This is a genomic window from Mesorhizobium sp. M4A.F.Ca.ET.090.04.2.1, from assembly GCF_003999085.1.
Classification (GTDB): domain Bacteria; phylum Pseudomonadota; class Alphaproteobacteria; order Rhizobiales; family Rhizobiaceae; genus Mesorhizobium.
Genome location: NZ_RZOT01000143.1, coordinates 1 through 11,571, shown reverse-complemented (window position 1 = coordinate 11,571; position 11,571 = coordinate 1). Strand labels below are relative to the sequence as shown.

The following is an 11,571-nucleotide window of genomic DNA, read 5'->3' as shown; positions in this document are numbered from 1 at the left end:
CACTATATGTGGCGGAGAGGTGGCTCGGCGAAGCCGAGACGGAGAGGGGGAGCGCCATATTCGATAGGAGAAGGTGGCGACAGCCGGACGAGGAGCGGCGGAAGGCCTGCAGGATGAAGCTTCAGCCAACTCGGTCAGCCGGCCGGTTACTCGCTCTCGCCATCCAGCGCCGGCACCGAAACACCGGCAAGCTCCGCCGCCAAAAGCCGCGCCGCGCCCGCCCTGGCGATGCGCAGCATCAGCGCCTTGCGCGTCGCCGCCGCCATGCGGTGCTCCGGCGCGTCGCGCAGGATCTCCGCGCCATAGCCGTCGGAGAGGATGAAGCCGCATTCCTCCGGAAAGATGTCCGAGGGCACGCCGGGATGGGTGGCGAAGAAGAAGCGGTCGGAATGCAGCCGGTAATCGGGCCATTTGCGGTCGACGCGGAAATCCTCTATCGAGGACTTGATCTCGATGATCCAGATGTCGCCCTGCCGGGTCAGCGCGACGAGATCGGCGCGCCGGCCGGTGGCGAGCGACAGTTCCGGCAGCACATGCGCGCCCATTTCGGCGAGCAGCCGCTGCACCCCGCGTCGCACCAGCATGGCGCGCTCCGACTGGCGGCCGTCGATCAAGGGGTTGATGGGAATCGGTGAGATGATGGGCATGGCCGGCACCATGCCAGATTTTGTTCACGGTTTGAACCCAGCAATAATCAAGCCTGGATTGCTGGAGGTCTGAATGGGAATTGAACCCATTACGTCGGTTTTGCAGACCGATGCGTCACCGTCCCGCCCTCAGACCTTGATGCGTCTATGCCCAATCCAATAGCGCCTAGTCAACCTGGTCGATGATCACGCGGCGCTGGCGACGTAAAATGGACACCAACTGCCATCCCGCCTTCCGGCGCTCCAATTCCGTGATCTGCCCTGCCGTGAGCTTCGACGCATGGCGTTTGTATATTGACAGACCCGCTTTGGTCGAAAGCCTTCTTCCCACGCTAATGCCGGTCCGGTAGCTTGGCTGGATGGACGTTCTGGATTGGTTGGCCCGATGGTACAAAGCACAATGCGATGGGGACTGGGAGCACCAGTCTGGTCCTTCGATCGGCACCATCGATAATCCGGGGTAGTCATTAAAGTCGACCTTGCAGGGACGGACTGCGATGGGCGGACCCTTGATTTGATAAGGCACAACTACGAGCACAAAACCGACTGTGGGCGTGCTGGACAGAGGACAACGTGTTTCAGAGCGTTGGTGGCCCGCTCCACCTTGGTTCGTTTCTTGAGACGTTTCGAGACTCGGCGACGAACGTCCGGTGAGCTCTCTGGGCCCACCCGAGACCCCGCCATCTGGACATTAGCTACCGTTAATGGTTGTGTCCGCTTGCATTCGCCGCTGGTGATTGCAACAGGTGGCAACCTGGCCCGCGTCTTTCCGTCCAGGGAAAGACGCGGGTTCACCGCCTGTCCGGCGCTCAAAGGCGCGGATGCGGTTCAGCAACAGCGCCCGGCTGAATGGGAACACCCGGAAACGATTGGACGGTGGTCACGCAAGGGCGCCAATTGCACCCAAAAGAAGTCAGCGCCGGAACCGTTTTCAGCCTTGAAAGGTCGAGAGCGCCGATCATATAGAAACATATATGTTTCTTGTTGCTTTCGGGGCGGAAATGGCGGTGGACAGAGCGGTATCGAATGGCGAGAGGCTTTCGGCCTTCGATCTCGATACGCTGCGCGAGATGTTCAGGAAGTCGGTTCGCGAGCATGGCGTCACGACAGCCGATTGGGCGGAACACGCCAGATTGTTCATCAAACAGACCACCAGCCGCAAACCCGGCAAGAAGCGTTCGCGAACGGCATAGCCATCGCCGCCCCCTGGACTGCCGGCAAATCGCCGGGCTTACGCCCGCGCCGCGGGAGCCGATCCCGAATTGCCGGAGAGCAGCAGCCTCAATCTCAGGCCGATCATCACCACGCCCGTGAAACGCTGCTGCCAGGCCAGCAGGCCGGGCCAGCGGTAGAGCCATTGGCCGATGGTGTGGGATGCCAACGCCACCGAGCCCGGCGAGAGGATGCCTCCCAGCTTCTGGATGGTGCCCAGAACGACGAGCTGGGTCCACACCGGACCGGAACCCGGATCGACGAACTGCGGCAGGAAGGCGAACATGAAGAGCAGGGATTTCGGGTTGGCTGTTGATCGTCCCTTCGCGGACCGCCGACCAGTCTGAAATGCGGCTCACGGCGAGACGCTTCGTTTTCTGGCCGCCCAGGCTCGACGCGATCATCCTGACGCCGAGATAGAGCATGTAGAGCGCGCCGGCCCATTTCAGCGCGGTGAGGCCCGCCGGATAGGCTTGCAGCAGCGACGCGATGCCGAGCACGAGCAGGCCGACCTGCACGACGCCGGCCACGAAGATCATGCCGACGACGGTGAGCAGGGCGATCCGCCGCCGTTGTCTGATGCCGCGCGCGATCACCAGCATTATGTCGGGGCCGGGCGTGATCTCGAGCACCACCAGCGCCGCGATGAAGGTCAGCAGGGCCGTGGTGGTTGGCAAGGGCGCGATCCTGTCGTGGCTGCGGCGATCAGTTCGCCGTCTTGCTGTGCTCGTCCACGGTCAAGCCCGCCATGTCGTCCAGGATCGGGCAGTCCGGGCGGTGGTCGCCGTGGCAGGCGTGGACCAGCGTCTGCAAGGTGGCGCGCATCGATTGCAGCTCGCGCACCCTCTCCTCGATCGCCCTGACATGGGCTGCGGCGATCTCGCGCACGTCGTGGCTGGCGCGTTCGCGGTCCTGGTAGAGCGCCATCAGCTGGCGGCAGTCGTCGATGGAGAAGCCGAGATTGCGCGCGCGGCGCAGGAAGGCCAGCCGGTGGATGTCGTCGCCGGAATAGTCGCGATAGCCGTTGCTGGCGCGCGAAGGCGCGATCAGGCCGATCTCTTCATAGTAACGAATGGTCTTGGCCGGCAGCCCCGACCGCTCCGCGGCATCTCCGACATTCATGGCACTTTCCTCGACTTCGCCCGTCCCGCCGGACCGGCCCATTGATTTTGCTTCACAATCCTATGAGTCCTGTTGCCGAAATGCCGCAGTCGCGGCCTTACCGGCAGGTAAGGTCTTGCATATAGGCAGTGCGTGCTTGGCAAGCAAAAGAAATGCCAGCATGAATGGTTTCAGGAAAAAGCGGCCGACTCGTGCCGCGATCAACGGGCTGGGCATCGGACCTATTCATGCGCTTGAAGTCTTTTGCAATCGTCGCTGCTCTTGCGCTGTCGACCGCGATTTCCGGTTGCAGCACCATCGGCTCGCGACTCTTCACCAACGACTATGGCGCGGTTACCGATGCGGGCTATCAATTGCCGCGCATCCCGATCGAGAAGGTTCCGGCGCGCTTCCATCGCCAGGAAGTGGACTACGACACTAAGGAAAAGCCGGGCACCATCATCGTCGATACCCAGAACAAGTTCCTCTACTTCGTCGAGGGCGACGGGCTGGCGATACGCTACGGCATCGGCGTCGGTCGTGAAGGCTTCGAGTGGCACGGCACCGCCCGCATCGCGCTGAAGCGCGAATGGCCGACCTGGACGCCGCCCTCGCAGATGATCAAGCGCCAGCCGGAACTCGCCAAATTCGCTGGCGGTATGGAGCCGGGCCTGAAGAACCCGCTCGGTGCGCGCGCCATGTATCTGTTCAACAAGGGCGGCGACATGGGCTACCGACTGCATGGCAGCCCGGAATGGAATTCGATCGGCAAGGCGATGTCGTCGGGCTGCATCCGGCTGATGAACCAGGACATCATCGACCTCTACGACCGCACCTCGGTCGGCGCCAAGGTCATCGTGATGTAAGGACCATGATCCCGAAAGTGGGAACCGGTTTTCGGGAAAGATCATGGTCAACTAAAAAGTTTCGTGCGCGGACCGTCTAGGCAACAAATGGACGTCCTAAAACAGAAAACCGGGCAATTCGGCCCGGTTTTTTGTTGACTGCGGATAAGGGAACGGTGGGATTAAGCCACTTGCTCGACCTGCTGCACCTCGGGAACGAAGTGTCGGAGCAGGTTCTGGATGCCGTGCTTCAGCGTCGCCGTCGACGACGGGCAGCCGGCGCAGGCGCCCTTCATGTGCAGGAATACGGTGCCGTTCTCGAAGCCGCGGAAGGTGATGTCGCCGCCGTCCTGCGCAACCGCCGGGCGCACCCGCGTGTCGAGCAGTTCCTTGATGGTGATGACCAGTTCCTCGTCGGCCTTGTCGTAGAATTCGCCGGTCTGGCTGGTTTCGGCAGCCGGGCCGCTCGTGGCCATGACTGGCGCGCCCGACATGAAATGCTCCATGATGGCGCCGAGGATCGCCGGCTTCAGATGTTGCCAGTCGGGACCGTCCTTGGTCACGGTGATGAAGTCATAGCCGAAGAAAACGCCGGTCACGCCGGGAATCTCGAACAGCCGGCCGGCCAGCGGCGAGGCGGCGGCAGCGCCGTCGGCGTCGCGGAAATCGGCGGTGCCTTCGCGAAGCACCTCCTTGCCGGGCAGGAACTTCAGCGTCGCCGGGTTCGGCGTCGACTCGGTCTGGATGAACATGACGGTCTCCATGCCCCTTCGGGCGGAAGTTTGGAATAATTCTAAATAGGACCTATCGGCTGGACATTCAAGCGAAACGCGTCGCCCGAACGGCTGGCTGGCGGAATGTTTTTGCGGGTCTCCTGCACCCACGTTGAGATGTGTCGGGATTCAGGTCAGGCCGAGTCGGGAACGGCGGGTTCCGAGAACCGGAGCGAGGCGTACTTGAAGTACATGAGCACGGAAGCGCAGGAAGCCGCCATTTGCAGGCCGGCCTCACCTGAATACCAACGCATCTCAGGCGAGGCTGTCGATCTCCTCGTCTGACAGATTCTGCGGCACCACGGTGACCGGAATGGGGAAGGCGGCGCCCCTGCCGGCCACCGCGCTGACGAGAGGTCCGGGGCCTTCCTTGCCGGCGCCCGCCGCCAGCACCAGGATGGCGATGTCCTGGTCCTCCTCGATCAGCTTGTGGATCTCTTCGGTCGGCTTGCCCTCGCGCACCACCAGTTCCGGCTCGATGCCGAGCTTCTGGCGAACCTTGTTGGCATAAGTATCGAGCGCGGCGCGCGCCGTCGCGGTCGCCTCTTCGCGCATGATCTTCTCGACCCCCAGCCAGTGCTGGAAATCGTCCGGCTCGATGACATAGAGCAGCACCAGCACGCCGCTGGTGCTCTGCGTCCGCTTCGAGGCATAGGCGACGGCGCGCTCGCATTCCGGCGTGTCGTCGATGATCGCCAGGAATTTGCGGCGGTGGCCAACTTCACGGCTGAGACGTTTGGAGACCATGTCTATCTGCTCGGTGTCAATTCGGCCGCAATCTGCCACCGCCACGGACCGGCGGCAAGCCGCCGGCCCTCATGGCAGTAGCGATCAACGAGATTGGATCGATCAGTCCTGCAAAAGGCCGATGATGTCGCGCACCGTCCGCATCGTCGATTCCGCCAGCACGCCGGCGCGCTCGCCGCCGTCCTTCAGCACCGCGTCGACATAGGCGCGGTCGCCTTCGATACGACGCATCTCGCCGGCCACCGGCGCAAGCTTCTCGACCGCAAGGTCGGCCAGCGCCGGCTTGAACACCGAGAACTGCTGGCCGCCGAATTCCCTCAGCACGTCGGCCTTGGAGATTTCGGCCAGCCCGGCATAGATGCCGACCAGGTTTTCCGCTTCCGGCCGGCTTTCCAGCCCGTCGACCTCGCTCGGCAAGGCTTCCGGATCGGTCTTGGCCTTGCGGATCTTCTTCGAGATGGTGTCGGCATCGTCGGTCAGGTTGATGCGCGACAGGTCCGACGGGTCCGACTTCGACATCTTCTTCGAACCGTCACGCAGGCTCATGATGCGCGCTGCCGGCCCGCCGATCACCGGTTCGGTGATCGGGAAATAGCCGTTCACGGTCTCCTCGCCAACCTGCATCTCGACGCCGACACCCAGAGCGGCGATGCGGTCCGAGAAGTCGTTGTTGAATTTCTGGGCGATGTCGCGGGTCAGTTCGAGGTGCTGTTTCTGGTCCTCGCCCACCGGCACATGGGTGGCGCGGTAAAGCAGGATGTCGGCCGCCATCAGGCTCGGATAGGCGAGCAGGCCGAGCGAGGCGTTCTCGCGGTCCTTGCCGGCCTTGTCCTTGAACTGCGTCATCTTGTTCATCCAGCCGATGCGCGCCACGCAGTTGAAGATCCAGGCAAGCTCGGCATGCTGCATCACCCGCGACTGGTTGAAGACGATGTGCTTCCTCGGGTCGATGCCGGAGGCGAGGAAAGCGGCGGTGATCGAGCGCGTCTGGTCAGCAAGGTCGTCATGGACGAGCTGCGCGGTCAGCGAATGCAGGTCGACGACGCAATAGATGCAATCGGACTGGACCTGCAGGGCCACGAATTTCTTGATGGCGCCGAGATAATTGCCGAGATGCAGATTGCCGGTCGGCTGGACGCCGGAAAAGACGAGCGGCTTGAAGGCGGTCATGATGTCCTCATGGCTTGTGGAGGGCCGTATCAGCGTGATTCCGAAAAGTTGCAGACTTTTCGGAGCCAATCACGCGGCTGGAGACCGCGCGCGGCGAAAGTCTTGCGACGGCGCGCTTATGGACGAGAGCGTGGAGAGGATCAAGAGGCGGAGATCACGGCAGAGCAATCGCATCAGGTGGATTTCCTGCTCAGTGGTGTTCGTGTCACGCTTGTTGCGTCTGTACCTCGGCCTGACAGGTCCGCGCCTCCCCCTCATTGTCCTGCCGGACATTTCTCCTCGTATAGTGATGGGGAGAAAGGCGCCGTCATCGCCGCGCTCGGTTTGCGACGAATTGTCTGGCGAAGACTGATGCCTGTCGGCTGGGGTCGCTGCAGTCAGGCTTACGGATCTGGAAACGGTTCCTTGACCGGCGGCGGGCTCTTGCGCTTCACGTTCCTGCGGATCATGCCGAAATCGGCGCCGCCGGTGGCGAAGGCGGTGACGAAGTAAAGCGTCGCTCCGCCGGCGACCAGCGCCAGCAGCGTCGTCGCTTTGATCACCAGCGGCGCGTCAGGCCCCAGCCTTGCGGCGAACCAGTGCTCGGCGAAGTAAAGGGCAACGGCCATCACCGCCGCCGACAGGACCAGCCTGGGAATGCGCTTCAACAGCGGTATGTCGCGGCCCCAATGGCCGCGCCGGATCAGTACGGCAAGCAGCATCATGGCGTTGACCCAGCCGGCGACGGCCGATGCGACCGCGATGCCCGGCGCGCCCATCGACGGGAACAGCGTCAGCGCGGTGGCGACGTTCACGCCGACCGAGATGGCGGCGAAGATCATCGGCGTGCGCGTATCCTCGCGCGCGAAATAGCCCGGCGTGAAGGCCTTGATCAGCACGAAGGCCGGCAGGCCGAGGCCGAAGATCGCCAGGATCGAGGCCACGATCGGCGTCGAGTGGTTGGCGGCAAACGCGCCGCGCTCATAGACCAGCCGCACGATCGGCTCCGACATCACCCAGAGCGCGGCCGCAGCCGGCAGGGTCATGAACAGCGTGAATTCGACCGAACGGTTCTGCAGATTCGCCGCTTCGATCAGGTTGCCCGATTTCAAGGCGCGCGACAGTTCCGGCAAGAGCACGATCGCCACCGCAACGCCGACGACGCCAAGCGGCAGTTGATAGATACGGTCGGCATAGGCGAGCGAGGACACCGCGCTGTCCTGCGCCGAGGCGATCGCCGTGCCGATCAGCTGGTTGATCTGGGTAATGCCGCCGGTGATCGCCGCCGGCAGCGCCAGGATCAAGAGCCGCTTGACGCTCGGCGTCATCTTCGGCCGGCGGAAGCCGATCGAGATGCCTGCATGGCGCACCGCCACCCAGACGATGGCGAGCTGCACGATGCCCGCCGCAAGCACGCCCCAGGACAGGCCGAAGCCGACATCATGCGCGTCCAGCCCGTTATACCAGGCGTAACCCAGCACGCTGATCAGAATGATGTTGAGGAAGGCCGGCGCGATCGCCGCCGCGAAATAGCGGCGCAGCGAATTCAGCATGCCGGCCATCATCGCGCCGAGCGACATGCAGATGAGATAGGGGAACATGATAGTCGCAAGCGTGACCGTCGTCTCGAACTTCCCCGGCGTGTCGGCAAAGCCCGGTGCCACCAGGTAGCGCACGATCAGCGGCATCGCCAGCTCCATGGCGATGGTCAGCGCCAGCAGCGCCGAGAACAGCACGCCGAACACTTCCTCGGAGAAGCGCTTGGCGCCATCGGTGCCATGCGTCTCGATGTCCTTGGCGAACAGCGGAACGAAGGCGGCGTTGAAGGCGCCCTCGGCGAACAGCCGGCGGAAGGTGTTGGGAAACTGGAAGGCGGCATTGAAGGCGTCGGCCACCGGTCCGGTGCCCAGCGCCGCCGCCATCAGCATCTCGCGGCCGAAGCCGAGCGCGCGGCTCATCAGCGTGCCGGAAGCGACGGTGGCGAATTTCTTGACAAGGCTCATGCGCGGGGAGACTGCCTGTGCGATTGGGACAAAGTGATGGTCACTCGGCGGCGGCCTTGGACTTGCCGCCGCGCTCCGGCGCGATGCCTTCGAGCGATTCGATCAGCCGCTTGTGGATGGTGGCCATGCGCGTCGGGCTGTCGATCTTCTGTCCAGTGAGGTCGGTGACATAGAAGGTATCGATGACCTTCTCGCCGAAAGTGGTGATGTGGGCCGAGGCGATGTCGAGGGACAGGTCCGAGAGCGCGCCGGTGACCTCGGAGAGCAGGCCCGGTCGGTCGAGCCCTTCGATCTCGATCACCGAGAAGCGGTTCGACAGCGTGTTGCGGATCTCGGCGCGCGGCGGAATGCGGAAGACCTTGGCGCCGCGCTTGGGCTTGGTGCGCTTCTCGATCATTTCCGGCAGCCAGCTCTTGCCCGACAGCACGTCCTCGATCAGCCGACCGACGCGCTCGGCGCGGCGGCGCTCGTCCTCATCGCGGTCGAACTCCCGCGAGATCAGGATCGTGTCCAGCGCGCGGCCGTCGGAGGTGGTGAAGATCTGCGCGTCGACGATGTTGCCGCCGGCCGCGGCGCACGCGCCGGCGATCACCGACAGCAGGCGTGGATGGTCCTGCGCCAGGACGGTGATCTCGGTCACTGCCTCGAACTCGTGCGTCTTGACCATGGTGGCGAGCTTCTTGTCGGCGGCATCAGCCTCGCGGACGAACTCGGCATGGCGCAGCTGGTCGGCGAGGTCGACGGTCAGCAGGTAGTTCTCGTAGTGCTGGGCGACGTAGCGCTTGCGCTCCTTTGCCGGCCAGTTGGCCAGCGCCTCGGCCAGCCGCTCGCGCGCCGCGGAAGTGCGCTCGGCGCGCGACACTTCGGAGAAGCCGCCGGTCAAGAGCAGCTCGGTCTCGTAGTACAGCGTGCGCAGCAACTGCCCCTTCCAGCCGTTCCAGACGCCCGGCCCGACGCCCCTGATATCGCAGACGGTGAGGATCAACAGCAGCTTCAGCCGCTCGACCGACTGCACGATCGAGGCGAAATCCTCGATCGTCTTGCGGTCGTTGAGGTCGCGCGTCTGCGCCGTCATCGACATCACGAGATGGTTCTCGACCAGCCAGGCCACCGTCTCGGTGTCGGCGGCCGACAGCCCCATATGCGGGCAGATGCGCCGCGCGATGCGGGCGCCGGCTTCCGAATGATCCTCCGGCCGCCCCTTGGCGACGTCGTGCAGGAGCACGGCGACATAGAGCGCCTCGCGGCTCTTCTTCAGCCCCGGCATCAGCGAGTGCGACAGCGGGTGCACCTTCTCGCCGTCGCCGCGCTCGATCTCGGCCAACACCCCGATGCAGCGGATCAGGTGCTCGTCCACCGTATAGTGGTGGTACATCGAGAACTGCATCATGGCGACGATCTTGCCGAAGTCCGGGATCAGCTTGCTCAGCAGCCCCGCCTCGTTCATGCGCCTGAGATTGAGCTCGGCGTAGCGGTCCGAGGTCAAAATGTCGAGGAACAGCCGGTTGGCCTCCTCGTCGCGCCTCAGCGCCTTGCCGACGAGGCCGAGCGAGCGGGTGAGCAGCTTCAGCGCGTCGGGGTGGAACTCCAGCCCATGCTTGTCGGCGAACCAGAACAGCCTGAGCAGATTGACCGGGTCGCGCTCGAACACCATGTCGTCGGCGACGTTGATGCGGTGATTGTCGACGATGAAATCGGACGTGCCGGCCAGCTTGCGCTTGCGACGCTGGAAGGTGAGGAAGATGCGGTTGAAACCAGGCACGTGCTTGGCCTGCTCTTCCTCGAGCGCGGCGCAGAAGATGCGGGTGAGGTCGCCGACATCCTTGGCGACGAGGAAGTAGTGCTTCATGAAGCGCTCGACCGCCGACAGGCCGGGATGGCTGGTATAGCCGAGCCGTTCGGCGATCTCGCGCTGGATGTCGAAATGCAGCCGCTCCTCAGCCTTGCCGGTGAGGAAGTGCATCTGGCAGCGCACCGCCCAGAGGAAATCCTCGGCCTTGAGGAATTCCCGGTATTCGGCCTCGGTGAAGACACCCTTCTCGACCAACTCCTCGCCGGTGCGCACCCGGTAGAAGTATTTGCCGATCCAGAACAGCGTCTGCAGGTCGCGCAGCCCGCCCTTGCCGTCCTTGACGTTGGGTTCGACCAGATAGCGGCTTTCTCCGGCCTTGGCGTGGCGATCGTCGCGTTCGGCAAGCTTGGCCTGCACATATTCGGGGCCGGTGGTGCGCACCACCTCATGGTCGAAACGCGTCAAAAGCTCGTCATAAAGTTTCTGCTCGCCCCACAGGAAACGCGCCTCCAGGATCGAGGTGCGGATCGTGATGTCGGTGCGCGACAGCCTGAGGCATTCGTCGATGTTGCGGGTGGCGTGGCCGACCTTCAGGCCGAGGTCCCACAGCATGTAGAGCATGTATTCGACGATCTGCTCGCCCCAAGGCGTCTGCTTGTAGGGAAGCAGGAACAACAGATCGATGTCGGACCCCGGCGCCAGCGTGCCGCGGCCGTAGCCGCCGACCGCCACCACCGCCATGCGCTCGGCCGCGGAGCGGTTCTTGACGCGATAGACGTGGGTGGCGGCGAAATCGTAGAGCGCCCGGATGATCTCGTCCATGACGTGCGACAGCCGGGCGGCGCAGGCGGTGCCGCCGCCGTCCTCCCTGAGCATGGCCTCCGCGATCTTGCGGCCGCCGGCGAGCCGCGCCTTGAGCAGCTGCAGGACGGCCGCGCGCGTCGCCGGCCCTGAACCGTCGCCGGCATGGGCCGCGGTGAGCGCCGTCATGTCGTGGCGCAGCATCACGCCGTCGATCAACTCGTCGAGTTTCAGGGAGATTTTTGCCATATGCCCGGGTCGGCCTTGCCTTTTTGCCGGCGTCTATAGCGCGTTTTCGCGGTGCTGGGTATGGGGCGGACGGACACGCCGACAATACGGGATTCCGCTGCCTCGACCGGCCGGGAATTGCCTGGCGGAAAAAATACGGCCGACCCTTGACCTTCCAGTTACTGGAAGCACTACCTCGGCCTCAGATCGCGACATAAGAGGCATTCCCAATGGCCCATTCCGACCAAGATCACCACGCGCACGGCGGCGGCT

At 63.8% G+C, this 11,571-nt stretch carries 10 protein-coding genes and 1 tRNA gene; 2 read left to right on the top strand and 9 right to left on the bottom strand.

What is annotated here, in order from left to right:
* Positions 1 to 146: 146 nt before the first annotated feature.
* Positions 147 to 647 (bottom strand): MmcB family DNA repair protein, encoded by a 501-nt coding sequence (locus tag EN781_RS12620; RefSeq protein ID WP_189347525.1) that lies wholly within the window; start codon positions 645 to 647, stop codon positions 147 to 149.
* Positions 648 to 709: 62 nt separating this feature from the next.
* Positions 710 to 783, bottom strand: a tRNA-Cys gene (locus tag EN781_RS12615).
* A 223-nt stretch (positions 784 to 1,006) separates the two neighbouring features.
* On the opposite strand from EN781_RS12615, the gene EN781_RS35965 reads away from it, so the two are divergent.
* Positions 1,007 to 1,111, top strand: coding sequence for an Imm53 family immunity protein (locus EN781_RS35965; RefSeq protein ID WP_189347523.1), 105 nt, complete (start codon positions 1,007 to 1,009; stop codon positions 1,109 to 1,111).
* 345 nt (positions 1,112 to 1,456) lie between these two features.
* Here the strand turns inward: EN781_RS35965 and EN781_RS35240 are convergent, their stop codons facing one another.
* The gene (locus EN781_RS35240) at positions 1,457 to 2,536 is read right to left on the bottom strand and encodes a LysE family translocator (protein WP_245455268.1); all 1,080 of its coding nucleotides are present in this window, start codon (positions 2,534 to 2,536) and stop codon (positions 1,457 to 1,459) included.
* Positions 2,537 to 2,564: 28 nt separating this feature from the next.
* Positions 2,565 to 2,981, bottom strand: coding sequence for a Cu(I)-responsive transcriptional regulator (gene cueR / locus EN781_RS12595; protein WP_126056816.1), 417 nt, complete (start codon positions 2,979 to 2,981; stop codon positions 2,565 to 2,567).
* Positions 2,982 to 3,208: 227 nt separating this feature from the next.
* Here cueR and EN781_RS12590 point away from each other — a divergent pair, with 227 nt between their 5' ends.
* Positions 3,209 to 3,826: a L,D-transpeptidase gene (locus EN781_RS12590; RefSeq protein ID WP_126056815.1), complete on the top strand. Its 618-nt coding sequence runs from the start codon at positions 3,209 to 3,211 to the stop codon at positions 3,824 to 3,826.
* A 161-nt stretch (positions 3,827 to 3,987) separates the two neighbouring features.
* On the opposite strand, the gene EN781_RS12585 is transcribed toward EN781_RS12590, so the two are convergent.
* The 5 genes from EN781_RS12585 to EN781_RS12565 form a co-directional block, all read right to left on the bottom strand.
* Complete coding sequence (locus EN781_RS12585; RefSeq protein WP_126056814.1) at positions 3,988 to 4,557, bottom strand: NifU family protein; 570 nt, start codon at positions 4,555 to 4,557, stop codon at positions 3,988 to 3,990.
* A gap of 276 nt (positions 4,558 to 4,833) precedes the next feature.
* A complete protein-coding gene (locus EN781_RS12580; RefSeq protein ID WP_126056813.1) occupies positions 4,834 to 5,325 on the bottom strand; it encodes a universal stress protein in 492 nt (163 codons plus the stop codon).
* 102 nt (positions 5,326 to 5,427) lie between these two features.
* Positions 5,428 to 6,495, bottom strand: a complete 1,068-nt coding sequence (trpS, locus tag EN781_RS12575) for a tryptophan--tRNA ligase (protein ID WP_126056812.1) — start codon at positions 6,493 to 6,495, stop codon at positions 5,428 to 5,430.
* 383 nt (positions 6,496 to 6,878) lie between these two features.
* Positions 6,879 to 8,477 carry a murein biosynthesis integral membrane protein MurJ gene (murJ, locus tag EN781_RS12570; RefSeq protein WP_126056811.1) on the bottom strand — a complete coding sequence of 533 codons (1,599 nt, stop codon included), beginning with the start codon at positions 8,475 to 8,477 and terminating at the stop codon, positions 6,879 to 6,881.
* A gap of 40 nt (positions 8,478 to 8,517) precedes the next feature.
* The gene (locus tag EN781_RS12565) at positions 8,518 to 11,319 is read right to left on the bottom strand and encodes a [protein-PII] uridylyltransferase (protein WP_126056810.1); all 2,802 of its coding nucleotides are present in this window, start codon (positions 11,317 to 11,319) and stop codon (positions 8,518 to 8,520) included.
* Positions 11,320 to 11,571 lie beyond the last annotated feature (252 nt).